The sequence below is a fragment of the Pseudomonas sp. S11P7 genome (assembly GCF_023195435.1).
GTDB classification, from domain to species: domain Bacteria; phylum Pseudomonadota; class Gammaproteobacteria; order Pseudomonadales; family Pseudomonadaceae; genus Aquipseudomonas; species Aquipseudomonas fluorescens_G.
This window is the reverse complement of sequence record NZ_JALPKS020000002.1, coordinates 3,541,761-3,566,501: the sequence shown is the minus strand read 5'-3', so window position 1 is coordinate 3,566,501 and position 24,741 is coordinate 3,541,761. Positions and strand designations below refer to the sequence as shown.

At 59.1% G+C, this 24,741-nt stretch carries 26 protein-coding genes, 1 tRNA gene and 2 pseudogenes; 23 read left to right on the top strand and 6 right to left on the bottom strand.

Features of this window, described 5'->3' with window-relative positions:
- The first annotated feature begins 62 nt into the window (after positions 1 to 62).
- Positions 63 to 608, top strand: a complete 546-nt coding sequence (locus M0746_RS16315) for a 1,2-dihydroxy-3-keto-5-methylthiopentene dioxygenase (protein WP_258451496.1) — start codon at positions 63 to 65, stop codon at positions 606 to 608.
- A 4-nt stretch (positions 609 to 612) separates the two neighbouring features.
- On the top strand, positions 613 to 1,296 hold the full coding sequence (mtnC, locus tag M0746_RS16310) for an acireductone synthase (RefSeq protein WP_258449917.1): 684 nt from the start codon (positions 613 to 615) through the stop codon (positions 1,294 to 1,296).
- Positions 1,297 to 1,407: 111 nt separating this feature from the next.
- Here mtnC and M0746_RS16305 read toward each other — a convergent pair whose 3' ends face one another.
- Complete coding sequence (locus M0746_RS16305; RefSeq protein WP_016773780.1) at positions 1,408 to 1,686, bottom strand: DUF3509 domain-containing protein; 279 nt, start codon at positions 1,684 to 1,686, stop codon at positions 1,408 to 1,410.
- A 383-nt stretch (positions 1,687 to 2,069) separates the two neighbouring features.
- On the opposite strand from M0746_RS16305, the gene M0746_RS16300 reads away from it, so the two are divergent.
- From M0746_RS16300 to M0746_RS16255, 10 genes are all read left to right on the top strand, one after another.
- Entirely contained in the window at positions 2,070 to 3,908 is a 1,839-nt protein-coding gene (locus M0746_RS16300) for a long-chain-acyl-CoA synthetase (protein ID WP_258449916.1), read from the top strand.
- Positions 3,909 to 4,004: 96 nt separating this feature from the next.
- Complete coding sequence (locus tag M0746_RS16295) at positions 4,005 to 4,523, top strand: ankyrin repeat domain-containing protein (protein ID WP_208938060.1); 519 nt, start codon at positions 4,005 to 4,007, stop codon at positions 4,521 to 4,523.
- Positions 4,524 to 4,609: 86 nt separating this feature from the next.
- Positions 4,610 to 5,140 (top strand): hypothetical protein, encoded by a 531-nt coding sequence (locus tag M0746_RS16290; RefSeq protein WP_258449915.1) that lies wholly within the window; start codon positions 4,610 to 4,612, stop codon positions 5,138 to 5,140.
- Positions 5,141 to 5,212: 72 nt separating this feature from the next.
- Positions 5,213 to 5,404 (top strand): PLDc N-terminal domain-containing protein, encoded by a 192-nt coding sequence (locus M0746_RS16285; RefSeq protein ID WP_090282512.1) that lies wholly within the window; start codon positions 5,213 to 5,215, stop codon positions 5,402 to 5,404.
- Between the two features lie 237 nt (positions 5,405 to 5,641).
- Entirely contained in the window at positions 5,642 to 6,517 is an 876-nt protein-coding gene (speE, locus tag M0746_RS16280; RefSeq protein ID WP_090282513.1) for a polyamine aminopropyltransferase, read from the top strand.
- Positions 6,518 to 6,722: 205 nt separating this feature from the next.
- Positions 6,723 to 6,956, top strand: coding sequence for a hypothetical protein (locus M0746_RS16275; RefSeq protein WP_093103157.1), 234 nt, complete (start codon positions 6,723 to 6,725; stop codon positions 6,954 to 6,956).
- A gap of 212 nt (positions 6,957 to 7,168) precedes the next feature.
- Entirely contained in the window at positions 7,169 to 7,516 is a 348-nt protein-coding gene (locus M0746_RS16270) for a ribonuclease E inhibitor RraB (RefSeq protein WP_003223226.1), read from the top strand.
- Between the two features lie 485 nt (positions 7,517 to 8,001).
- On the top strand, positions 8,002 to 9,411 hold the full coding sequence (locus M0746_RS16265; RefSeq protein WP_103303811.1) for a circularly permuted type 2 ATP-grasp protein: 1,410 nt from the start codon (positions 8,002 to 8,004) through the stop codon (positions 9,409 to 9,411).
- Positions 9,412 to 9,423: 12 nt separating this feature from the next.
- The gene (locus tag M0746_RS16260; protein ID WP_007914063.1) at positions 9,424 to 10,374 is read left to right on the top strand and encodes an alpha-E domain-containing protein; all 951 of its coding nucleotides are present in this window, start codon (positions 9,424 to 9,426) and stop codon (positions 10,372 to 10,374) included.
- Complete coding sequence (locus tag M0746_RS16255) at positions 10,371 to 11,174, top strand: transglutaminase family protein (protein ID WP_090282517.1); 804 nt, start codon at positions 10,371 to 10,373, stop codon at positions 11,172 to 11,174. Before M0746_RS16260 ends, M0746_RS16255 begins: the two co-directional genes overlap by 4 nt.
- 117 nt (positions 11,175 to 11,291) lie before the next feature.
- Here M0746_RS16255 and M0746_RS16250 read toward each other — a convergent pair.
- Positions 11,292 to 12,070: pseudogene (locus M0746_RS16250) on the bottom strand (c-type cytochrome).
- A 626-nt stretch (positions 12,071 to 12,696) separates the two neighbouring features.
- Between M0746_RS16250 and M0746_RS16245 the strand changes: the two are divergent.
- Genes M0746_RS16245 through M0746_RS16235 form a run of 3 tightly spaced genes read left to right on the top strand, consistent with a single transcriptional unit; the run spans position 12,697 to position 16,891 of the window.
- On the top strand, positions 12,697 to 13,902 hold the full coding sequence (locus M0746_RS16245) for an acetyl-CoA C-acetyltransferase (protein ID WP_258449914.1): 1,206 nt from the start codon (positions 12,697 to 12,699) through the stop codon (positions 13,900 to 13,902).
- Between the two features lie 24 nt (positions 13,903 to 13,926).
- Positions 13,927 to 16,071, top strand: coding sequence for a 3-hydroxyacyl-CoA dehydrogenase NAD-binding domain-containing protein (locus M0746_RS16240; protein WP_258449913.1), 2,145 nt, complete (start codon positions 13,927 to 13,929; stop codon positions 16,069 to 16,071).
- Between the two features lie 55 nt (positions 16,072 to 16,126).
- Positions 16,127 to 16,891: an amidotransferase gene (locus M0746_RS16235; protein WP_258449912.1), complete on the top strand. Its 765-nt coding sequence runs from the start codon at positions 16,127 to 16,129 to the stop codon at positions 16,889 to 16,891.
- Positions 16,892 to 16,983: 92 nt separating this feature from the next.
- Here the strand turns inward: M0746_RS16235 and M0746_RS16230 are convergent, their stop codons facing one another.
- From M0746_RS16230 to M0746_RS16220, 3 genes are all read right to left on the bottom strand, one after another.
- On the bottom strand, positions 16,984 to 17,955 hold the full coding sequence (locus M0746_RS16230; RefSeq protein ID WP_206414991.1) for a magnesium and cobalt transport protein CorA: 972 nt from the start codon (positions 17,953 to 17,955) through the stop codon (positions 16,984 to 16,986).
- Between the two features lie 132 nt (positions 17,956 to 18,087).
- The gene (locus tag M0746_RS16225; RefSeq protein ID WP_258449911.1) at positions 18,088 to 18,810 is read right to left on the bottom strand and encodes a 1-acylglycerol-3-phosphate O-acyltransferase; all 723 of its coding nucleotides are present in this window, start codon (positions 18,808 to 18,810) and stop codon (positions 18,088 to 18,090) included.
- Between the two features lie 218 nt (positions 18,811 to 19,028).
- Positions 19,029 to 19,718, bottom strand: coding sequence for a crotonase/enoyl-CoA hydratase family protein (locus M0746_RS16220; RefSeq protein ID WP_258449910.1), 690 nt, complete (start codon positions 19,716 to 19,718; stop codon positions 19,029 to 19,031).
- Positions 19,719 to 20,010: 292 nt separating this feature from the next.
- On the opposite strand from M0746_RS16220, the gene M0746_RS16215 reads away from it, so the two are divergent.
- From M0746_RS16215 to M0746_RS16200, 4 genes and pseudogenes are all read left to right on the top strand, one after another.
- Positions 20,011 to 20,100 (top strand) — tRNA-Ser (locus M0746_RS16215).
- A 198-nt stretch (positions 20,101 to 20,298) separates the two neighbouring features.
- Positions 20,299 to 20,730, top strand: a complete 432-nt coding sequence (locus M0746_RS16210) for a LexA family protein (protein ID WP_258449909.1) — start codon at positions 20,299 to 20,301, stop codon at positions 20,728 to 20,730.
- On the top strand, positions 20,717 to 21,997 hold the full coding sequence (locus M0746_RS16205; RefSeq protein WP_258449908.1) for a Y-family DNA polymerase: 1,281 nt from the start codon (positions 20,717 to 20,719) through the stop codon (positions 21,995 to 21,997). Before M0746_RS16210 ends, M0746_RS16205 begins: the two co-directional genes overlap by 14 nt.
- Positions 21,998 to 22,093: 96 nt before the next feature.
- Positions 22,094 to 22,413 (top strand): annotated as a pseudogene (locus tag M0746_RS16200) (YbjQ family protein).
- Between the two features lie 55 nt (positions 22,414 to 22,468).
- Here M0746_RS16200 and M0746_RS16195 read toward each other — a convergent pair.
- Positions 22,469 to 22,747 carry a hypothetical protein gene (locus M0746_RS16195; RefSeq protein WP_258449907.1) on the bottom strand — a complete coding sequence of 93 codons (279 nt, stop codon included), beginning with the start codon at positions 22,745 to 22,747 and terminating at the stop codon, positions 22,469 to 22,471.
- A gap of 225 nt (positions 22,748 to 22,972) precedes the next feature.
- Here M0746_RS16195 and M0746_RS16190 point away from each other — a divergent pair, with 225 nt between their 5' ends.
- From M0746_RS16190 to M0746_RS16175, 4 genes are all read left to right on the top strand, one after another.
- On the top strand, positions 22,973 to 23,161 hold the full coding sequence (locus tag M0746_RS16190; RefSeq protein WP_258451495.1) for a hypothetical protein: 189 nt from the start codon (positions 22,973 to 22,975) through the stop codon (positions 23,159 to 23,161).
- 301 nt (positions 23,162 to 23,462) lie between these two features.
- On the top strand, positions 23,463 to 23,834 hold the full coding sequence (locus M0746_RS16185) for a bacteriocin (RefSeq protein WP_258449906.1): 372 nt from the start codon (positions 23,463 to 23,465) through the stop codon (positions 23,832 to 23,834).
- Positions 23,835 to 23,969: 135 nt separating this feature from the next.
- Positions 23,970 to 24,386 (top strand): YMGG-like glycine zipper-containing protein, encoded by a 417-nt coding sequence (locus M0746_RS16180; RefSeq protein WP_203421357.1) that lies wholly within the window; start codon positions 23,970 to 23,972, stop codon positions 24,384 to 24,386.
- Positions 24,387 to 24,503: 117 nt separating this feature from the next.
- Positions 24,504 to 24,671, top strand: coding sequence for a hypothetical protein (locus tag M0746_RS16175; RefSeq protein ID WP_258449905.1), 168 nt, complete (start codon positions 24,504 to 24,506; stop codon positions 24,669 to 24,671).
- Positions 24,672 to 24,741: the final 70 nt, after the last annotated feature.

Genomic DNA, 24,741 nt, shown 5'->3' with positions numbered 1-24,741 from the left:
AAACGCACTGCCCGACCGGTCTGCAAGAGCCGGACGGCAAGGCCGATACCGAGGAATTGCCCATGAGCAGCCTGTCCGTTTACCACGTTTCCAGCCCTGAAATTCCCAACAAGGTGCTGACCCATTTCGAAGACATCGCCTCGACGCTGGCCGAGCAGGGCGTGCGCTTCGACCGCTGGCAAGCCGCGGCGAAGATTCAGCCCGGCGCCACTCAGGAGGAAGTGATCAGTGCTTATAAAGAGCAGATCGACAAGTTGATGACCGAGCGTGGCTACATCACCGTCGATGTGATCAGCCTGAACAGCGATCACCCGCAAAGAGCCGAATTGCGCGCCAAGTTCCTTGAAGAACATCGGCACGGCGAAGACGAAGTCAGATTTTTCGTCGCTGGCCGTGGCTTGTTTACCCTGCACATCGACGATTACGTTTATGCCGTGCTTTGCGAAAAGAACGACCTGATCTCGGTTCCGGCGGGCACCAAGCACTGGTTCGACATGGGCGAGCATCCGCATTTCGTGGCGATCCGTCTGTTCAACAACCCGGAAGGCTGGGTTGCCAATTTCACCGGCGAAGACATCGCCGGCCGTTTCCCGCGTCTGGAGGACTGAGCCCGTGCCGATCAAAGCCATCCTCACCGATATCGAAGGCACCACCAGCGCGGTCAGTTTCGTGTTCGACGTGCTGTTCCCCTACGCGGCAGAACATCTGCCGGACTTTGTGCGCCAGAACGCCGAGCGTGCCGATGTCGCTGAACAGCTTGATGCAGTACGCCGTGACAGCAACGAGCCGAATGCGGACATTGAGCGGGTTGTTGAAATCCTCCTCGGCTGGATCGCCGAAGACCGCAAAGCCACGCCGCTAAAGGCCTTGCAGGGCATGGTCTGGGCCGAGGGGTATCACGCCGGGCAGTTGAAGGGGCATGTTTACGCGGATGCCGTTGAAGCTCTGCAACGTTGGTATCAGGCCGGTTATCAACTGTTTGTTTACTCGTCCGGCTCGATTCAGGCGCAGAAGCTGATTTTCGGCTGCTCGGAGGCGGGAGATCTGACGCCGCTGTTCAGCGGTTACTTCGACACCACGTCGGGGGGCAAGCGCGAGGCGCAGTCGTACACCAACATCCAGCAAGCGCTGGGCGTGGCGCCCGAGGAAATCCTGTTCCTTTCGGACATCGTCGAAGAACTGGACGCTGCTCAAGCCGCTGGCCTGCAGACCTGCGGCCTGGCGCGTGAAGGCGGGGAGCTGGGAAGCCACATTACTGTCGACAGCTTCACCGGCATCGAACCGGAAGCCTTCTGATCTTGCAGTGAAAGGAAAATGTGGGAGCTTGCTCGCGCAATGGTTTCTCACCGGAAAAAAACAAACAGGCCGTGAAGCGCATGCTCCACGGCCTGTTTTGTTTGAAGCGAATTACAGCGAGTGATACGTCGGCAGGGCAAAACGCTGCTGGCTCTGCAGCATTGCAATTTGCGGCAACTCACTGGCTTGTTCGGCCAGGTCACGACGGATTGCGCTGATCGCCCACGACAGTTGGTCGCCAGCGTGCAACTGCTGATACGAGAGTGCGCGTTTGAAGACTTTGCCGTCGCTGCTACGCAGAGTGAGCAGGATGCCACCGTCAGGACGTGGGGCAGTGCTGACTTCGTAGTTGGAGAACAGCGATGTAAATTTTTCTTGAATCAGGCTCATGTCATCAGCTCCGTATGTACTTGAATGGCAAGCATGCATAGGAGGTTGCAGCGATTGTGCCAGCATTTATCTTTTTAAAAATTGTTTAAAAACAACAACTTACGATAATACGAATTTTAGCTGGTCGTGCAAACTGCATGAATGGCCATCGTGCATCCTGCATTTTGCGGGATTATTCCTGGCACCATGGAACCAAATGCCGCAGCGAAGATCTTCGCGGCGGCCGTGCGCCCGGTGGATACAAAACATTGCAAAAACCGCGTGTACAGCCCGCGAAGCGCTGACGTATTTTCAAGCTCGACCCGCGTTTGAATGCGCCGGTTGCTTCAAGCCAAGCCCGACAATAAAAACATCGGCCAGCCAAGGTCGAACGGGGAGCTTCCATGCGTCACGCGCCAAGCGACACGATTACCTGGGGCATGATGCTCCGCAAACTGCCGATGATTGCCAAAGCCATCCCGCGGGTGGTCAAAGGCATGAAAGCAGCCAACGTCACGGACCCGACGCAAACCTGTGGCCTTGGCTGGACGTTCGAACAAGCGACGCTGCGCAACCCCGACGGCCCGGCCCTGATGCAGGGCGATGTGCGGCTGACGTACGCGCAGGTCAATCAATGGGCCAATCGCATCGCGCACTACCTGAACGGGCAGGGCATCGGTAAGGGCGACGTGGTTGCGGTGTTCATCGAGAACCGCCCGGAATTGCTGGTTACCATTCTGGCGCTGGCCAAGGTCGGCGCGGTCAGTGCCTTGCTCAATACCGCACAGACCCGCGATGCGCTGATTCACAGTATCAACCTGGTCGCTCCGGTGGCGATCGTGGTCGGCGAAGAGTTGCTGCCAGCCTTTGCCGCCGTCCGCGAGCACGTGTCGATTGGCGCGCAACGCACCTGGTTCGTGGCCGATCAGGACACCTACAGCCATCCGGGCATCGCGCCCGAAGGCTACATAAACCTGATCAGCGCCAGCGCCGATGCCAGCAGCGACAATCCGCCGAGCAGCCAGCAAATCTTCTGCAACGATCCGTGTTTCTACATCTACACCTCTGGCACCACCGGCCTGCCCAAGGCCGGGGTATTCAAGCATGGGCGCTGGATGCGCAGCTCCGCCAGTTTCGGCATGATCGCCCTCGACATGAGCCCTGACGACGTCGTCTATTGCACCTTGCCGCTGTACCACGCCACCGGTCTGTGCGTGTGTTGGGGCTCGGCGGTCAACGGCGCAGCGGGCTTTGCGATCCGGCGAAAATTCAGCGCCAGTCAGTTCTGGAGCGACGTGCGCCGCTACCGTGCGACCACGATCGGCTACGTCGGCGAGTTGTGTCGCTATCTGGTCGATCAACCGCCCAATGCCGACGACAGTCGCCACGATGTGCGCAAGATGATCGGCAATGGCTTGCGCCCCGGGGCCTGGGCCGAGTTCAAGGGCCGTTTCGCGGTCGAACACATTTGCGAGTTGTACGCAGCGAGCGACGGCAATATCGGTTTCACCAACGTGCTCAACTTCGACAACACCATCGGTTTCTCGCTGATGGCCTGGGAGTTGGTGGCCTACGATCACGACACTGGCGAGCCGCTGCGCAGCGCCGATGGTTTCATGCGCAAGGTCGGCAAGGGCGAGGAGGGCCTGCTGCTGGCAAGGATCGACGAAAAAGCCCCGCTGGACGGCTACACCGACCCGCAGAAAACCGCCCGGGTCGTGCTGCAAGACGTTTTCACCAAGGGTGACCGTTATTTCAACACCGGCGATCTGCTGCGCAATATCGGTTTCGGTCATGCGCAGTTTGTCGATCGCCTCGGCGACACCTATCGCTGGAAGGGCGAGAACGTCTCGACCACCGAAGTCGAAAACCTGTTGCTGCTACACCCGCACATCTCCGAGGCGGTGGCCTATGGCGTGGAGATCCACAACACCAACGGCCGTGCCGGAATGGCCGCCATCACCCCGGCGGAATCCCTGGCGACGCTGGATTTCGCCGAGCTGCTGGCCTTCGCCCGCGAGCGCCTGCCGTCCTATGCGGTGCCGTTGTTCCTGCGGGTCAAGGTGAAAATGGAAACCACCGGCACCTTCAAATACCAGAAAACCCGTTTAAAAAATGAAGCTTTCGACCCCGGCCAGACGGGAGGCGACCCGATTTATGCGTGGCTGCCTGGCACACAGACGTATAGCCGCGTCACCGAGCAGATACTGGCGGAAATCCTCGAAGGCAAACACCGTTATTGATTTCAGCTATGGCGGCGCTGTGGAAAAAGAGGGTGACAGTTTTCGTCTGCCTCGGGAAACTGTGGGCTTTCCGATTGACCGAAGTGGAGTTGCCCCATGTCCGACCAAAGCCGCCAGATGACCCCGGAAGAAGCTGCCGAATTCACCGAGCAGGTCTTCAACAAGGCGCGTGACGGTGATGCCGAAATGCTTGATCGTTTGGTGACGGCCGGTTTGCCGGTGAACCTGAAAAACAGCAAGGGCGACACTTTGCTGATGCTCGCCAGCTACTACGGCCATGTCGATGCCGTGAACGTGCTGCTCAAACACAAAGCTGATCCGGAAATGCGCAATGGCAACGGCCAGAGCCCGATCGCCGGCGCCGCGTTCAAAGGCGATCTGCCGGTGGTCAAAGCGTTGGTGGAGGCGGGTGCCGAGATCGAAGGGTCGTCCTTTGATGGCCGTACCGCCTTGATGATGGCGGCGATGTTCAATCGCGTGGAAATCGTCGATTACCTGATCAGCAAGGGCGCCGATCCGCGGGCCAAGGACGCCAATGGCGTTACGGCGCTGGACGCTGCGCGCACCATGGGCGCGGTCGACACCACCGCGCAACTCGAGAAGCTGTTGGGCTGAAATCCGCCCTCACGGACTGTGGCGAAGCAGAGAATGCGCTATCCTTCGCGCCCTTGAAATCTCCCTTCGCCACAGGATCCGCCCTCATGAAAGCTGCACTCGTCGAACTCATCAGCAAAATCAGCTCCGGCTGCATGGGCGAGGACGAAATCCTGAAAGTGGCTGACGAAGCGGCGCAAGCCTACGCTGATGCCGACGCCTTTCTGACCGCCAACCCGGACATCAACTACGACGACACCTTCCCGATTCCGTTGGGCGAGTGGGTGGTGGTTGGCAGCCTGCCCGAAACCGTGCTGTTCCAGGCCGATACCTACGTCGACCTGTTCGCGCAAATCGTCGCCTCGTTCGGCCCCGGTGTGGATTTCAATCTCAAGCCCAAGCAACTGGCCAAGACCGAAGCCTTGACCGCGCTCAACCGCATTCAGGTACAGATGAGCAGCCTGAACAAGGAGAACGGCGGCTACACGCTGATGAACTTCAGCCAGTTGCTCGACGACGAACTGCAAATGGTGCTGGTCTACGGCAACGACGTGCCGCGCGTACTGGAGCTGTGCGCCGAAGTCGGCATCAGCGCTGCACCGGCACTCGAAGCGTTGAAGGTCGCCGTTCACGTCTGATTCGCAATAAAACGGAACCCTGCGCCGGGCCGTCTATCCTAGAAGTGCATGCCACTATTCTGGAGCGACATTATGGGTTCCACGTTCAACGGTCTGATCGGCCTGATCATCCTCGCCCTCGACATCTGGGCCATCATCAATGTGCTGAAAAGCGGCGCGTCCACCGGAATGAAAATCGTCTGGGTGCTGCTGATCATCCTCCTGCCGGTGCTTGGCCTGATCATCTGGGCGATTGCCGGACCGCGGGGCAATGTGCGGGTCTGAATCTGGTTCACGATCAATACATCACCTGTGGGAGCTGGCTTGCCAGCGATGGGATCAACGCGGTGTCTCTGACGAACCGGGTTGGCCCCATCGCTGGCAAGCCAGCTCCCACACGGTTATCTGTCCGGCTGAACAAGTGAGGTTCGACCTGTCATCTTCGGCAACGTAGAATGCGCGCCTTTCCCGGGCAATCGTCCCCACGATTGGCGCCCGCGCATTTCATCGGAGCACTTGACCATGACCGTCACCAAAACCAGCGAGTACCTGGAAACCCTCTACGAAGGCTACGGCCAGCGTTTTCGCATGGAAAAACTGCTGCACGAAGTGCGCACCGAACACCAGCATCTGGTGATCTTCCAGAACCCGCGCATGGGCCGGGTGATGGCGCTGGACGGCGTGATCCAGACCACCGAAGCCGACGAATTCATCTACCACGAAATGCTCACCCACGTGCCGATTCTCGCCCATGGCAGCGCCAAGCGTGTGCTGATCATCGGTGGCGGTGACGGCGGCATGCTGCGCGAAGTGACCAAGCACGCTGGCGTTGAACACATCACCATGGTCGAAATCGACGGCACCGTGGTCGACATGTGCAAAGAGTTTCTGCCGAACCATTCCGCCGGCGCCTACGACGATCCACGCCTGAACCTGGTGATCGACGACGGCATGCGTTTCGTCGCCACCACCACGGAAAAATTCGACGTGATCATCTCTGACTCCACCGACCCGATCGGCCCGGGCGAAGTGCTGTTTTCGGAGAACTTCTACCAGGCCTGCCACCGCTGCCTCAACGAGGGCGGCATTCTGGTCACGCAGAACGGCACACCGTTCATGCAGATCGACGAAGTGAAAACCACTGCCGGTCGCCTCAACAGCCTGTTCCCGGACTGGCATTTCTATCAGGCGGCGGTGCCGACCTACATCGGCGGCTCGATGACCTTCGCGTGGGGCTCGACCAACCCGGCTTATCGCAAACTCAGCCGTGAAACCCTGCAACAGCGTTTCATCGGCAGCGGCATCGTCACCCGCTACTACAATCCGGAAATCCACATCGGCGCCTTCGCCTTGCCGCAATACGTGCTGCAAGCAATCAACAAGCCGGGCAATAACTGACTCCCAACACAGCACCCCTGTAGGAGTGAGCCTGCTCGCGATAGCTATTGATCAGTCGATATCTCTGTGACTGGCAAACCGCAATCGCGAGCAGGCTCACTCCTGCAATTCGATCATCGCGCTGTGTAATCCTTTTGAACCAACTATCGCGGCAAAACGTCCAGATAGAGGTAAGCCCATCTACGGGTTGATCGAGGAGGCACTGATGCAAAAGTGGAAAGTCACTTTCGTGGATGATCATGGTGAAATCGTTGATGAAATCTTCGAACGTGAGGAATGCCCGACCGACGATGAAGCCGCGCGGCTGATCAAGGAAAGGCTCCTTCCGGTGGCTGCCCAACTGGATCTGAACGATCTGGAAGGACGCACCGCCGATGCTGGCGTTAAAAACCTCAAGACCCAGAACGGCATCGAGATCCGCAGCATCACGCCAATCTGAACACTTCCTGTCATCTCGTAAACCAGGCCTTGGCAGCGCCGCTCTCTTGCGGCTACTCTGCAGGGGAGATCAGCGAATGGATCGCTAAGGTCTGGTCTTGTCAGCTACATGCTTGTTTCCCGCGTACAACCGCAGCGTTGTCGAAGTACTTAGGCCACAGGCCCGGGGCGGGAATACGGAAAGTCTATCCATCTATGCGAGGGGGACGATTCATGAGCACAGCCTATCAAGAAGACATCAGCAGCAATGTTCTGCGCCGCATGAAAGAAGGCGGTTTCGACTTTTCCCGGTTTCATCCCATCGAGTTCTACGCCATTTTCCCGGACGAGGAGCGGGCGCGCAGGGCGGCAGGCAAATTTCGCGGTGAATCCATCAATGCTCAGGTCAGCGCGCGTGATGATGGCGCCTGGTCGCTGGAACTCAGCAAGGTCATGTACGCAACCTATGACGATATCGGTGATTTCGAGCAGGGCTTTTCCGCCGTGGTCGAACCGCTGGGCGGCATCATCGAAGGCTGGGGCGTCAAGCAGGAGGTGCGCAACCGCTACCGTTTGAACTGATCGCTTGCACGGCTTGTAGCGCAACGGCTGACCTTCGGGTCGGCCGTTGTTGTTTGTGCGCTGCGCAAACGCTGTGGCAAAACCCTGAAACAAGAATCCGGGGCAAAAAAAAGCCACCGGAGAGGGTGGCTAAAAGGGAAGAGCGATCCGCGACTGAAACCCTTGCGGGCTATAGCGGGCGGGCTGCCGGAGCAGTCCAGGTCAGTTGAGCTGGCAGTTTCGTGAGGCGGTGGCCGGCGAAGTTTTGCAGCGAATGCGCGGATTATCCGTACGCTGCGGCGGGCAGTGAAATCAGTTCTGACTATGCTGGTGATAGGCGTTGCAATGCGTCGCAATGAAGCGGGGGCAATCCTGTTGGAGCATTTGTCGCACAGGAATGGTGCGGTGTCTGCGATGTGAATATCCAACCGATTGAAATTAAAGCGTTTATGCCGATGGCACGGGCCTTGCGAAGGCCTGTATGTCCGGGTGACAAGGAGTACGGCATGATCCGCACCTATTTTGATGAGATGTACGATGCCGGCGGCCAGGTTCGCCCGCATTATCGCGAGTTCGCCCGATGGCTGGCCGATACGCCGGATGAACTGCTGGCGCAACGGCGGCGCGAAGCCGATCTGCTGTTCCACCGCGCCGGGATTACCTTCACGCTCTATGGGGACGAGCAGGGCACCGAGCGTTTGATTCCGTTCGACACTATCCCGCGCAGCATTCCTGCCAGCGAATGGCGGATCGTCGAGCGCGGCTGCATCCAGCGGGTCAAGGCGCTGAACATGTTTCTCGCCGACCTGTATCACGAGCAGCGCATCATCAAGGCCGGGATCATTCCCGCCGAACAGGTGCTGGCCAACGAGCAATACCAGTTGGCGATGCAAGGCCTGGATCTGCACCGGGATATCTATTCGCATATTTCCGGCGTCGATCTGGTGCGCGACGGCGACGGCACCTATTACGTGCTCGAAGACAATCTGCGTACGCCGAGCGGCGTGAGCTACATGCTCGAAGACCGCAAGATGATGATGCGCCTGTTTCCGGAGCTGTTCGCCGCCCAGCGCATCGCACCGATCGACCACTACCCGAACCTGTTGCTCGACACCTTGAAAAGCTCAAGCCCGATTGATGACCCGAGTGTGGTGGTGCTGACGCCGGGGCGCTTCAACAGTGCGTTTTTCGAGCATGCGTTTCTGGCGCGGGAAATGGGCGTGGAACTGGTCGAGGGCGCGGACCTGTTCGTGCGTGACGACAAGGTGTTCATGCGCACCACCGATGGCCCGAAAGCGGTCGACGTGATCTATCGACGCCTCGATGACGCCTTTCTCGACCCGCTGGCGTTCAACCCGGATTCGATGCTTGGCGTGCCGGGGCTGCTGTCGTCCTACCGCTCCGGGAATGTCGTACTCGCCAACGCGATCGGCACTGGCGTGGCGGATGACAAGTCGGTGTATCCGTTTGTCACCGACATGATCCGTTTCTACCTCGACGAAGAGCCGATCCTGAAAAACGTGCCGACCTGGCAATGCCGCAACCCGTCTGAACTGTCCCACGTGCTGGCCAATCTGCCAGATCTGGTGGTCAAGGAAACCCAAGGCTCCGGCGGTTACGGAATGCTGGTGGGGCCGGCCGCGACGACGGCCGAAATCGATGCGTTTCGCGAGCGCATCAAAGCCAAACCGCATGCGTACATTGCACAGCCGACGCTGTCGCTGTCGACCTGTCCGACCTTTGTCGAAAACGGCATCGCGCCGCGCCATATCGATTTGCGTCCGTTTGTCCTGTCCGGGCGCGAAACCCGGGTGGTGCCTGGCGGTTTGACGCGCGTGGCCCTGCGTGAGGGTTCCCTGGTGGTGAATTCCTCTCAGGGTGGCGGAACCAAGGACACCTGGGTGGTCGAGGATTGAAGGAAGCTTGCCATGTTAAGTAGAACTGCCTCGGATCTGTATTGGATGTCGCGTTATCTGGAGCGCGCGGAAAACCTCGCGCGGATGCTCGACATCAGTTATTCGCTGTCGCTGATGCCGCAGGACGGGCGTGGCGACGGTTTGCATGAGCTGGCGATGCCGCTGCTGATCACCGGCACCCTCGATGATTATCTGGAGCGTCACGGCGCGCTGCATGCCGAACGCCTGCTGCACTTTTTCGCCCTCGATGCGGCCAACCCGGCCAGCATCTACAGTTGCCTTGGCGCCGCGCGGGCCAGCGCTCACGCAGTGCGCGGGCGGATCACGGCGGACATGTGGGAGAACATCAACGCCACCTGGCTGGAAATTCGCGGGATCGCCGAGCAGGGCCTGAGCCGCTATGGCATGAGCCGTTTCTGCGAATGGATCAAGGAGCGCTCGCACCTGTTTCGCGGCGCATCCTACGGCACGATCATGCGCAACGATGCGTTCCGCTTCATTCGTCTGGGTACGTTCATCGAGCGCGCAGACAATACGCTGCGCTTGCTCGATGCCCGTTATGAAATGGCCGGCGATCAGGCCGAAGCCGTCAGCGACGGCACTGCGCATGCGTATTACCAGTGGAGTGCCTTGCTGCGCGCATTGTCATCCTTCGAGGCCTACACCGAAATCTACCGCGATGCTCCCGGCGCCCGACATGTCGCCGAACTGCTGCTGTTGCGCGCTGATGTGCCGCGTTCGCTGCGTGCCTGCACCGAAGAGATCGACCAGATCCTCGCGCAACTGCCCGGTGCCAACGGGCGACCGGCGCAACGTCTGGCCGCGGAAATGGACGCGCGCCTGCGCTACACCGGCATCAACGAAATCCTCGAGGAAGGCCTGCACGCTTGGCTGACCGAATTCATTCCCTTGGTGCGCCAGTTGGGCAACGCCATTCACAGTTCCTACCTGGAGGCTGCATGAGACTCTCCATTAGCCACGAGACCACCTATCACTACGAAGATCAGGTGCGCGCGAGCATCCAGTACCTGCGCCTGACACCTCACGACAGCGAGCGTCAACATGTGCTGAGCTGGCAACTCGACTTGCCGCGCCCGGTGCGCGCGCAACTCGATCCGTTCGGCAATATCCTGCATGTGCTGACCATGGATGAGCCCCACGAAGCGATCATCATCGGCGCGCGCGGGCAGGTCGATATCGATGAGCTGCGCGAGGCCGAGCATGAGAGCCAGTCGGCGCTGCCATTCCTGCGTTTTACCCGACTGACCGAGGCGGACGAGGCGCTGCGCGCGTTCGCGGAAAAATCCTGCAAGCAGCGTCGTGATCGCACGGCGTTGATCGATTTGATGCACGGCTTGAATCAGTACATGACCTACACGCCGGGCTCTACCGAAGTCGATACCAGCGCCGCCGAAGCATTTGCCGGGCGCGCTGGTGTGTGCCAGGACCATACCCACGCGTTTCTGGCCTGCGCCCGCAGCCTGGGGGTTCCGTCACGCTACGTATCGGGCTATTTGTACAGCGAGGATTGTGAGCATCTGGCCAGTCACGCCTGGGCGGAAGCCTGGCTGGATGACGCCTGGTACAGCTTCGACGTGACCAATCAACTGGCGCGGCCGGAGCGGCATCTGAAGCTGGCGGTAGGTCTGGATTACCTGGATGCCTGCCCGGTACGCGGCATGCGCCGTGGCGGCGGGTGTGAGCAGATGCATGCGAAGGTGCTGGTGTCGCCGACGCCGGTCATTTCCGTGCAACAACAATAACTGACACACGCGACCCCCTGTAGGAGTGAGCCTGCTCGCGATAGCGATAGGTCAGACACATTAATGCTGACTGACCCACCGCTATCGCGAGCAGGCTCACTCCTGCAGGGAATGGCGTCAGGGCTTAACCTTGCGTCCGGCCATGTGCCTTAGATACCCCACCAGCATTTCCAGCTCCCCATCCGGCAACACCTCTGCAGAGAACCCCGGCATCTTCGCCTGCGGCCACTGGCGCAAGCTCTGCGGATCGCGAATGTAGCGCTTGAGGAAGTCCGCGCCGAAATACTCGGTCGGGTTGTACGGGATATTCAGATCCGGCCCGAATTGCGCATCCCCGCGCCGTTCAAGCGGTGACAGGCCAGGCAGTTTTTCTGAAACAGCGCGAAACCCTGATTCACCGGGTCATCTGCCTTCAACGCCGGGTCCGGCAGCAGGGCAGGGAAGCGCTCGGCGACGGGCGCCATGCGCTTGATGCTCGCCACTTCGAACGGCCATTGTTCGGGACTGATGTGACCTTTCTGCGGATCGCTCCAGACCAGATAGAACGGCCCGGCGCTGTGTTTGCCTGCCGCCAGCGGTGGCCAGGGCTGCGCCGGGTCTTCGATGGCCAGCCACGCTCGCGCGCCGTCACGGTTGAGCAACGGCGCCGCAGCCAACTCTGCGGCAAAGCCGTCCAGCGCCACCGCTTGCAGGTGATCTTGCGGCTGGATGCCGGTCAGCAACGCGGCCATCGGCACGACACGATAGGTCATGTCCCTTTTGTAGGACACATCGTTTTTGATCGTCAGGGTTTGCACTTGAGGATGCCTGAGCAATTCCTCGGTCTGCCAGGTGCGAGCGGTTGCGCCCAACTGCAAATCAAGCTGAGCGGCTGACAAGGGCATGCTGAGCAGCATCGCCCCGAACACAATGAGCGCTTTCAATTGAACGCCATCCCTGTCGTGGAAAGGCGCAAAGATTGGCACAGCCACGCTGGCCCGGATAGCGGGCCAGTCATCTATTCGCTGGCGATTGTTTGCACCTGCCGCTTGATTCAGCCGATGACCTTGGTCAGATTCGGCAAAATCAACAACAGCGTCGTGGCAAAAAGAATGAGCCCTGCTTGACGTACTTTGGGTTGTTTGAACATGGCTTGACCGCCTTTTTGTTATTTCCTGATGCCTGCCTGCATATCCATGACGGCACGCGTTGCACTTCCTGTTGAAGAACGCCGGCCTCGGCAAAACCCGACGACCATGACGTACATCTTCTACATTAGGGCCCACGCGGACCGTGCCTTAGATCCATTTCATATGTCCTTGCTGCGATCCGCGATTAAAACGCTATGAGGCGTATTGCCAGCTTCTTGGTTGGCCGCTGGCTAGACAACTCGCCGACCTGAACCGGTTCACCTGATGGCCGATGACCGTCCGTCTGAGCATGTGCGTCAAGCGCTTTGAGCGCTGTGGTCATTGAATCCTCGGGCGCTGCGGTCGAGAGTGAGGCCACACCCCTTCACTGATCGCCCAGGTTCGAGGACGCCATGACCGAAGCTCTGATATTCGATGCGTTACGCACGCCCCGCGGCAGGGGCAAGGCCGACGGCGCTTTGCACAGTGTCAAACCGGTGAATCTGGTCGCCGGACTGTTGACCGCATTGCAGCAACGCACCGCGCTGGATACCAGCCAGGTGGATGATGTAGTGCTTGGCTGCGTCACGCCGGTCGGTGATCAAGGCGCTGACATCGGCAAAACCGCGGTGCAGGTCGCCGATTGGGACGTCAGCGTGGCGGGGCTGCAAATCAATCGTTTCTGCGCTTCGGGTCTGGAAGCGGTCAATCTTGGCGCGATGAAAGTGCGTTCGGGTTTCGAAGAATTAGTGGTGGTCGGTGGCGTCGAATCCATGTCGCGCGTGCCGATGGGCAGCGATGGCGGCGCTTGGGCGCTGGACCCGCAAACCAACCTGCACAGCCATTTCACTCCGCAAGGCGTCGGCGCGGACCTGATCGCGACAATTGAGGGTTTCAGCCGCCACGACGTCGATGCCTACGCGCTGCACTCCCAACAAAAAGCCGCGCGGGCCCGGGCCGATGGCTCGTTCAACAAATCACTGGTGCCGGTGCAGGACCAGAACGGCATTATCCTGCTCGACCACGATGAGTTCATTCGCGCCGAATCGACGCTTGAAGGTCTCGGCAAACTCAAGCCGAGTTTCGAAATGATCGGCCAGATGGGTTTCGACGCCACCGCGCTGCGGGTGTACAGCCATGTCGAGCGGATCGATCATGTGCATACGCCGGGCAACAGTTCCGGGATCGTTGACGGTGCCGCGCTGATGCTGATCGGCTCCGAAGCCAAGGGCAAAGCGCTGGGCCTGCAACCCCGCGCGCGCATCGTCGCCACGGCGGTGACCAGTACCGACCCGACCATCATGCTCACCGGCCCGGCACCGGCCACCCGCAAGGCACTGGCCAAGGCCGGGCTGCGCGTGGAAGACATTGACTTGTTCGAGGTCAACGAAGCGTTTGCCTCGGTGGTGCTCAAATTCATCAAGGACATGGCCGTCGATCCGCACAAGGTCAACGTCAACGGCGGCTCGATCGCCATGGGCCATCCGCTCGGTGCCACTGGCTGCGCCATTCTCGGCACGTTGCTCGATGAGCTGGAGGCGCGGCGCTTGCGCTACGGCCTGGCGACGCTGTGTGTCGGCGGCGGCATGGGCATTGCCACCATCATCGAACGCCTCTGAGCCCCGCATTCAAGGAACCGTGTCATGAACCAAGCCATTCGTTACGAAGCAGGCCCGGACGGCATCGTCGTGCTGACCATCGACCTGCCGGGCCAGAGCGCCAACACCATGAGCGCCGTGTACCGCGAGGCCATGGCCGCCTGCGTCGCCCGGCTGGTCGCGGAAAAAGACCAGATTGCCGGGGTGATCATTACCTCGGCGAAGAAAACCTTCTTCGCCGGCGGCGATCTCAACGAACTGATCAAGGTCGGCAAGCCCGAAGCCAAAGCTTTTTACGACATGGTGCTAACCCTCAAAGGGCAATTGCGCACCCTGGAAACCCTCGGCAAACCGGTGGTCGCCGCGATCAATGGTGCGGCGCTGGGCGGCGGTTGGGAGATATGTCTGGCCTGCCACCACCGGGTGGCGCTCGACGATGCTTCGGTGCAGCTTGGTCTGCCGGAAGTGACCCTCGGCCTGTTGCCAGGTGGCGGCGGCGTGGTGCGCATGGTACGCATGCTCGGCATCGAAAAAGCCCTGCCATATTTGCTCGAAGGCAAGAAAGTCCGTCCGCAGCAAGCGCTGCAGGCGGGTTTGATCGACGAGCTGGCGGCGGATCGAGACGATTTGCTGGCCAAGGCTCGCGCCTGGATCGTCGCCAACCCGACGGCGGTGCAGCGTTGGGATGTGAAGGGTTACCAGATTCCTGGCGGTACGCCGTCGAACCCGAAAGTCGCGCAGATGCTGGCGATTGCGCCGTCAATTCTGCGCGCGAAAACCCAAGGCACGTTGCCTGCGCCGGAGAAGATTCTCTGCGCGGCGGTGGAGGGCGCGCAGGTCGATTTCGATACTGCGCATTTGATCGAAACCCGTTATTTCACCGAACTGACCACTGGGCAGATCTCGAAAAACCTGATCGGCACGTTCTGGTTTCAGCTCAATGAAATCAACGCCGGCGGTTCGCGGCCTCAGAGTGTCGCCCCTTACAAAACGCAGAAAGTCGGCGTGCTTGGCGCGGGGATGATGGGCGCCGGCATCGCTTTCGTCAGCGCGTCGGCGGGCATCGACGTGGTCCTCAAGGACATCAATCTCGCCGCCGCCGAGAAGGGCAAGGCCCATTCGGCGGCGTTGCTCGACAAGAAAGTTGCCCGTGGCCACATGGACGCGGCAAAGCGCGAGGCAATACTGGCGCGGATTCGGACCACTGACAATGATGCCGATCTGGCCGGTTGCGACCTGATCATTGAAGCGGTGTTTGAAGATCGCGAGCTCAAGGCCCGGGTTTCTGCGGCGGCACAGCGTGTCGTGGGGCAGGAAGCGGTGATCGCTTCCAATACCTCAACACTGCCCATTACCGGTCTGGCCGCTGCTGTGCCTGATCCGGGCAAATTCATCGGCCTGCATTTTTTCAGCCCGGTGGAAAAAATGCCGCTGGTGGAAATCATCAAAGGCGCACACACCAGTGATGAAACCCTGGCGCGTGGTTTCGATTTCGTCCTGCAGATCAAGAAAACCCCGATCGTGGTCAACGACAGTCGCGGCTTCTTCACCTCGCGGGTATTCGGCACCTTTACCAACGAAGGCATCGCCATGCTCGGCGAGGGCGTCAGCGCGCCGATGATCGAGACCGAGGCGCGCAAGGCCGGCATGCCGGTCGGGCCTCTGGCAATCTCCGACGAAGTTTCCCTCAGCCTGATGAGCCATATCCGCCAGCAAACCGCCAAGGACCTACGGGCTGAAGGGAAACCGCTGACCGAGCATCCTGCCTTCGCCGTGATCGACTTGCTGCTCAATGAATACAAGCGAGCGGGCAAAGCGGCCGGCGGCGGCTTCTACGAATACCCGGCCGGTGCGCAGAAGCATTTGTGGCCAGAGTTGAAGGCGCGTTTCGAGAACGCCGACGGGCAGATTCCAGCCAAGGATGTGCGTGATCGGCTGCTCTTCGTGCAAGCTCTGGAAACCGTGCGCTGTGTGGAGGAGGGCGTGTTGACCTCGACGGCAGACGCCAACATAGGCTCGATTTTCGGTATCGGTTTCGCCGCGTGGACCGGCGGCGCGCTGCAGTTCATCAATCAATATGGCGTGAAGGATTTCGTCGCCCGAGCGCAGTACCTGGCCGAGCAATATGGCGAGCGGTTTGCGCCGCCGGCGTTGTTGCTGGACAAAGCGGCAAAAGGCGAAAGGTTCTAGACACGGGAGCATGTCGGGGCTTGCCTTGGTCGGGTGTTTCAGGGCAGGCTCTGGGGTGTGCAATATTCCCATCACGTGTCAGGTATTTTTTTGTGCGCTACGCATCTGCATTCTGGAAACCGACAACCTGCGTCCGGAACTGGTCGACCAATATCAGGGTTACGGGCAGATGTTTCAGCGCCTGTTCTCGCAGCAACCCATTGCCGCCGAGTTCACTGTCTACAACGTGATGGAAGGCCAATACCCGAGCGATGAGCTGAGTTTCGATGCGTACCTGATCACAGGCAGCAAGGCCGATTCGTTCGGCACCGATCCATGGATTCAAACTCTCAAGACTTACCTGCTGAACCGCTACGAGCGCGGTGACAAGCTGCTGGGCGTGTGCTTCGGCCATCAGCTGCTGGCGCTTTTGCTGGGCGGCAAGAGCGAGCGCGCCACCCAAGGCTGGGGCGTTGGCACGCACAATTACAAACTGGCGGCCAAGGCACCGTGGATGAACCCGGTGCGCGAAGAACTGACCTTGCTGATCAGCCATCAGGATCAGGTCACTGCGCTACCGGAAAACGCCACGGTGATCGCCTCCAGCGATTTCTGCCCGTTCGCCGCGTACCACATCAACGACCAAGTGCTGTGCTTCCAGGGGCACCCGGAATTCATTCACGACTTTTCGCGAGCACTGCTGGATCTGCGGCAGGAGGCGCTGGGTTCACAGATCTACAGCAAAGGCGTGGCCAGCCTGGAGCAAGAGCATCATGGCGCGACAGTCGCCGAATGGATGATGCGTTTCGTCGCGCACAAGCCGCAAACCGTTCAAAGCTGAAAAGCTTCGCGAACAGGCTCGCTCCCACCTTTGACACCGATCAATGTGGAGAGCGAGCTTGCTCGCGAATCGCCCGGACAACCCGGTTCCCTTTACAACCACCCAGACCGCTTGAAACTCGTCCACAACCCCACACACCCCACCGTAATAAACCCCAGCACCGCAAAATAGCCGTAGTGCCAGGTCAACTCCGGCATGTTCTCGAAGTTCATCCCGTAAATCCCCGCCACTGCCGTCGGGAATGCGAGAATCGCAGCCCACGCGGCAAACTTGCGCTGCACCACACTCTGCCGTGACGCCTCTAGCAACACGCCAATTTCGATGGTCTGGCTGGCGATGTCGGCCAGCGTGCTCAGGTCTTCCATCTGCCGCGTGACGTGGATCTGCACGTCGCGAAAGTACGGGCGCATGTTCTTGTCGATAAACGGGAAGCTGAGCTTTTGCAGCTCCTCGCCAATTTCCACCATCGGCGCTGCGTAGCGGCGCAGGCGCACGACATCACGGCGCAAGCCATGCAGTTTTTGAATGTCACGCTCGTTCAACGCGCTACACAGGACGTTGCGCTCCAGCTCATCAATCTCGGCATGAATCGCTTCGCCCACGGGCTGGTAGTTTTCGATGACAAAATCGAGCAAGGCATACAGCACGAAATCTTCGCCGTGCTCCAGCAGCAGCGGGCGTGCCTCGCAGCGTTGCCGAACGTGCGCGTAGGACGCCGAATGGCCGTTGCGGGCGGTGATGATGTAGCCCTTGCCGGCGAAGATATGCGTCTCGATGAATTGCAGAACGCCGTTTTCACGCACCGGCGAGTAGGTGACGATAAACAAAGCGTCACCGAAGGTTTCCAGTTTCGGCCGGCTGTGTTTTTCCAGGGCGTCTTCGATGGCCAGTTCGTGCAGGTTGAACTGGCGTTGCAAATTGAACAGTTCCTGAGCGTCCGGTTCTTCAAGGCCGATCCACACAAAATGCCCGGGCTTTGCCGCCCAGGCCGCGCCTTCGTCGATGGAAATATCGCTAACTTTCTTGCCTTCGCTGTACACCGCAGCAGCAACAACTCGACCCATGGTGGTGATTCACTTCTTCTTGGCTGGTGGCAGGGATTCACGGCATCAGCTTAGCCGTGTCGCTGCTTGAGAGTCAGTGAAATCTGCACAGTTCAGCCGGCAAAAGAAAACCCGCACAGGGCGGGTTTCGTTTCACGCGGCTTGCAACTGCCGATCCATCGATGCGATGCACTCGCGCATCTGTTCGCGGCACTGGTTGATGAGCATGGGCATGTCGTCCATGGTCAGGCCGGCGGTAGGAATCGCCGGCAGCGATCGTATGAGAATGTCGCCGCTGCGCCAGCGATCGAGGCGCATCTGTTTAACGTAACTGCTGACGCACACCGGAACGATCGGCACGCCCGCTGCAATGGCCATCTGGAACGCGCCTTTCTTGAATGGCAGCAGTTCTTCACCCAGATTGCGCGTCCCTTCCGGGAATACCCAGATCGAGGTGTCTTCGTTCTGCAAGGTGTGGGTGGTGGTGAGCATCGACTGGCGCGCCTTGTGCGCGTTGCCACGGTCGATCAACACATTGCCGGCCAGCCAGAACAACTGCCCGAACAGCGGCACCCACTTCAGGCTCTTCTTGCCGATGCACACGGTACGCCGTGGCACGACGTTGCCGAACACGAACAGATCATAGTTGGACTGATGGTTGGCGATGATCACGCAGCTGTCGGGCTTGTTCATCAGGCCGCTGACCTCGGACTTCACCCGCAGGCGCAAAATGCACATTGCCGGCAGTGCGTAGAGGCGGGCACAGAGGCGACTGTTGTCGGGATTGAACGGACGGCAAAGCCCAAGAATCACGCCAAGCACACCGGCCAGAATAAAGTGCAGGCCCATCAACAACATACGAAACACGAACAGCATTTTCAGGCCCATCGGGACAAAAGGTGGCGCAGTGTACGGATGTGCACTGTTTTCGGCAATTGCCGCCATAGAGGGCGCAGATAGGCGATGTTTAAGCGCATGTTTCAGTGGGGGCTGTCAGGCGCGTCCTAGAGCCACCCGCGAATGTTCAACAACGGGCGTAAGAAAAAGCCCGACACGACGGTCGGGCTTTTCTGGTGCTCTGCATTCGCCAAAGGTCAGCCCAGATGCTGCTGATCCAACGCGATGGCGTTATCGAGAGTTTCCAGCAGCGCCTTGCGTACCTTCAGCTTGGTGTTCTTGTGCGCCGTCATGTTGATCTTCTTCAACTGACGCGCAGCGGCGAGGGCGGCCGCTTGCAACTCCTCGGCCGAGACCACCTTGTCGAGGAAACCGGCGTCGACCGCGTTTTGCGGATCGAACATCTCGCCGTTGATCACCGAGCGATGGAACGCCGAGCGACGCAGACGATCCCGCGCCAGCTCGATACCCGCGTGGTGCATGGTCATGCCGATCTGCACTTCGTTCAGGCCGATGCTGAACGGCCCGTCAACGCCAATCCGGTAATCGGCCGACAACAGAATGAACGCGCCTTTCGCCACCGCGTGCCCTGGGCAAGCGACGATGACCGGGAACGGGTGAGCGAGCAGGCGACGCGCCAATGTCGAACCGGCCGTCACCAGCGACACTGCTTCCTTAGGGCCGGCGGTCATGACCTTCAAATCGTAACCACCCGACAAAATCCCCGGCTGCCCGGTGATGATCACCACGGCACGATCAGCCACCGCTTGATCCAGCGCCGCATTGAATGCCGCAATCACATCCGGCGAAATGGCATTGACCTTGCCATTGTTCAGGGTCAGGGTCGCGATACCGTCTTCGAGGTGGTAGGCAATCAGCTCACTCATGACGCTATTCCTTATTAGAAAGATGGGCAGACGTTACCCACCGCCGCAGGCCAGGTAAAGCGCCGTGACTGACCCGCCAGTCACCGTTTCCCGGCTCTTCCTGCGTAACGAGGCGTTTGCTTCTATAAGGAAGCGCCTGCCCACCGGAGATTGGCCGGTTTGGCATCGCGGGTCGATGCAGAAAATCGTTTCTCGCTTAACCGCATGAAAATTCTGAAAAAAAATTTGCCATCGCAAAAGCTTTCGACTACATTAGCGCGCCTCGACAGACAGAACATGTTTGAAGAGATACGGTGAAGTGTCCGAGTGGCTTAAGGAGCACGCCTGGAAAGTGTGTATACAGGAAACTGTATCGAGAGTTCGAATCTCTCCTTCACCGCCATATTCAGTAAACACAAACCCCTGATTTTCCTAGAGAAAGTCGGGGGTTTGTGGTTTTTGGCGTTTAAAAAAAGTTGTTCACTTAAAGTTGTACAAATCAGTGTCACCCGTCGAAATCTCCTACCCACCTCATTGACCGACTGAAGCCTCACGCGTTTACTGTATGTGCATACAGTAAACTCACTATCAGGTTCGTCCCATGAGCGTCACCCTCCTTGGTTCCCTTGCCGACGCCGGCGAAAAGCTTCCGCTGTATTCGTTTCAGATTCCTGCGGGTTTTCCTTCGCCGGCGGCCGATCACATCGAAAAGCACATTTCCCTTGATGAGGTTTTCGAGATTCGTGCGCCGCACGTTTATCTGGCGAAGATCGAAGGGGAAAGCATGCGCGATGCCGGGATATTTTGCGGCGATCTGGTGATTGTCGATCGCAGCCGCACGGCAGAGCATGGCGATATCGTTATCGCCGGGCTCAACTCCGAGCCGATTTGCAAGCGTCTGCACATGCGCGATAACACCATCATTCTGTTGTCCGCCAACAGCAAATACCCGCCGCGCTACGTGATGGAGGGCGACGAGCTGGTTATCTGGGGCGTGGTGACTTACAGCGTGCGCGACCATGGCAAATCGTGACCAGGTTTTTGCGCTGATCGATTGCAACAGCTTCTACGCAAGTTGTGAGCGGGTATTCCGGCCTGATCTGGCGAAGACGCCGATCGTGGTGCTGAGCAATAACGACGGCTGCGTTATCGCGCGCAGTTACGACGCCAAACCTTTTGTGAAAATGGGCGCGCCGTACTTTCAGATTCGCGATGATCTGCGCCGGCACGGCATCCAGGTGTTCAGCAGTAACTACGCGTTGTATGGCGACATGAGCGAACGGGTGATGACGATCATCGAGTCCATGGTGCCCGCCGTCGAGGTGTACAGCATCGATGAAGCGTTCGCCGATCTCAGTGGCATTCCTGGTGATCTGACGGTATTTGGCAGGACCATTCGTTCTGCCGTTTACAAACGCACCGGTATCCCGGTCGGCGTCGGCATCGCGCCGACGAAGACGCTGGCCAAACTCGCCAACCACACGGCAAAACGCTTACAGGCGCACACCGGCGGCGTTGTCGATATTTGCGACCCGGTCAAACGTGACTGGGTGCTGCGCAACACCGACGTGGGTGACGTGTGGGGCGTTGGCCGGCGGATGAAGGCTCATCTCGAAAGCATGCAGATAAGAAGCGCGATGGACCTGGCGAAGGCTGATCCGTGGACATTGCGGCGCAAGTTCAGCGTGGTGATCGAGAAGACTGCGCGCGAACTCTGTGGGACATCGTGTCTGGAGCTGTCGGAAACAGAGCCGCCGAAGCAGGAAATCTGCAGTAGCCGCATGTTCGGCAACCGCCTGACCACAATCGAACCAATCAAGGAAGCGGTGGCGACCTATGTGCATCGCGCGGCAGAAAAGCTGCGTGCGCAGAACTCGTTATGCAAGAAGATCCGCGTGAGCATCCGCACCGGCATGTTCAATCCGGAGGAGGCCAAGTACGCCAATGGCGCGCTGATTGAGCTGCCTTACCCGACGAACGACGTGCGCTTGCTGTGCAAGGCGGCGAGCGAGGCGATTGACCGGTTGTTCAGGCCGGGCTTCAAGTACAGCAAGGCTGAGGTGTTGTTGATGGATCTGCGCCAGCCCGGGGAATTTACCCAGGATCTGTTTGCTCAGGCACAACCGCAGGCGGCGGAGAAAGTGATGGGCGTTCTGGATCGGATCAATCAGCGCTGGGGCAGCGGGACGCTGCGCGCGGCAAGCGTGCCAGCGGATCCGGCCTGGGGGATGCGGCGGGAGATGATGAGTTCGAGTTTCACGACGAGGATCGATCAGTTGTGGGTGGTTAAATGCAATTGAGGCAACAAGGATTACGGTTTGGCGTCGCATTGCTTCAATCGAGTGGATCGGCCTTACAATCGCGGCCTTCACTTTTGCAATAAAAGGACTTTTTTCATGATCATTTCCACCACTCATTCCGTCGAGGGGCGGCAGATCACCGCGTACCTGGACATTGTCAGCGCCGAGTCTGTACAAGGCGTCAACGTTATCCGCGATATGTTTGCGGGCATGCGCGACTTCTTTGGCGGGCGATCGCAAACCTTGGAGCGTGCGTTAAAAGAAGCTCGCGTTCAGGCAACCGACGAACTCAAGGATCGTGCGCGGGCTCTGCAGGCTGACGCCGTGGTCGGCGTGGATTTTGAGATCAGCATGCCGGCAGGCAAGGGGGCATGGTGGTGGTTTTCGTGACCGGTACGGCAGTGAAGCTGCGCTGATCATCGCCGTCAGAGCAACGCCCATCCGCACAAAGAATGGGCGTTGCCGCGTCAATCAGCCTTGAGGCTTGAGAATCACCGTGCCTCTTGAGTCATAGGTCAGCGGTGTGTCGATGGCGACAAGGGGCGGTGTTCCGTCAGGCTGGGTTGATGGTGCTGGTTCGCGGGGGTGATAGATGACGCCTGGCTGCAGAAGCGGTTTGTCCGGGTATTTGATGGTGATCTCGCCCGAGGCGATCTTTTCCTTGAGTTTTTCCGCACCGGCTTTGCCGGCTGCGATCTGCTCGTCCGTGAGTTTTACGACTGGCATGTTCGGGAATCCGTTGATCTGCATGATCTCTCCTTGAGATTCATTTGTAGGAACAAGGGCAACGGCTGTTCAAAGAAAATCTTTAGGGGTTGATCACCGTGTTACGACGCTTGATCCATTCGTCGGTGATCAGCATGGTTGGACGGCAAGTCCAGTCGTGACCAGCTAGTCTCAAAAGCGCTGAGGGGCGATATTTTTGCAGGCAAAACTGTTTTGCCGGTGTCGACCCGGTTATGCAGGGGAGAGGCTATGACAGGTCCGTATGTCGAAGATGATGGCGCTGAGTTTTCATTCAACAACTGTGTGCGCTGCGGTCAGTCGGAGTATCAGTCGGGTTTTGGCGAAGATCCGGTGAGCAACGGCAAAATCAAATCCATGGCCCCGAAAGGGCCGAAAGCGAAATTCCTGCCCAAGGTCACGGCAAGGACCAGAAAGTGATTTCATCCCGCAACCCCGTCATCGAACGGGGTTTTTTACGAGCGCAGGAACGTGGCCACGGCGTTGACATTAATGTCGGGTTTTTTTCACAAACTTTTCACGTTGGTCAACGTAGGGTGAAGCCATCCGTTAGAAAGCAAGTCTCCAGCCCGTCTCCCCAGCGGGCTTTTTTTTGTCTGGCATAAAACCTTTTCTCTGATTGCGGTCCAAACGACGCTGTCGCGTGCGTCTGGACTTTCCCGCGCCAAGCGCATTAAATCCCGGCCCTTCTTGTTCATCCCGTTTATTTGAGGTTTTCGTCATGCGTTTAACACTGCCTGCTCTGGTTCTTGGCCTACTGGTTGCTCAAGGTGCAATGGCTGCCGGCGACGGCACCGCTGCGCTGGGCGGCGGCCTGGGTGGCGCGCTGGGTAACGTGGTCGGTCAGAAAATGGGCGGCAGCACGGGTGCAGCCATTGGCGCTGGCGTCGCGGGCGCAGCGGGCAGCGCAGTCGCCGCACGCAAGGGCAGTCGCACCAAAGCGGCGATCGGCGGCGGTGTCGGCGCAGCCGGTGGTTCGGTGATCGGCAATAGCCTGGGCGGCAAGACTGGCGCCACCATTGGCGCAGGTCTGGGTGGTGCGGCCGGCGGCGCGGTGGGTAGCAACCTGGGCAAAGGTCACAAGCGCCACTGAGCCTGATCGCTGGTCAGAAAAAGCCCGACTTGATGTCGGGCTTTTTCATGGCTGAACGTTTCGCCAGAAATCATCTCCAATCTGCATACGCCCGGCTTGGGCGGACTGTCCCGATTCGGGAACTGCGAGGTTCAAATGCGATTGTCATTATCTGCACTGTTTTTCGGTTTGTTCGTGGCGCAGGGCGCGATGGCTGCCGGAGACGGCAGCGCTGCCGTGGGCGGTGGTCTCGGCGGTGTGCTGGGTAATGTGGTTGGCGGACAACTCGGCGGCAGCACGGGCGCAGCGGTCGGCGCGGGTGTTGGCGGTGCGGCCGGCAGTGCCGTCGGCGCGGACAAACGCAATCGCACCGAAGCCGCCATTGGTGGCGGTCTTGGCGCAGCAGGCGGCTCGGTCGTCGGCAACAGCCTCGGCGGCTCCACCGGGTCAGCTATTGGCGCCGGTCTAGGCGGCGCAGCGGGCGGTGCGGTGGGTAACAATCTTGGCGACGACGGTGGATCTCATTCCGGCGGCCACAAGCACAAGAACAAACACAAAAATAAACACCGCTGATTGATCAACGGAAACCCGGCCCGGCGCCGGGTTTTTCGTGTCTGGCAGTTGGAAAGAGGAACGATTGGTGGCGGGGCTTTTCGAACGTCATACATCCACGCGATCAAGAGGTTCGCCATGACTCCTGAAACTGAAGGCAAAGAAGAGAAGGGCCCGAATGGACAGCCGTTTATCAATGATCCGGGGAATGAGGATCCGGGGTCGTTGATGGAGGATGCGACTGTGCCGTTGAATGATTCAGATGAGGCGGATATGGAGTATGAGGAGGATGGGGATGAGCAGTAATAGGATTTTCATATAATCGAATAAGACGATATGTGTCATACAGGAGGGCCTGTATGCTCAGGCCCTGTAT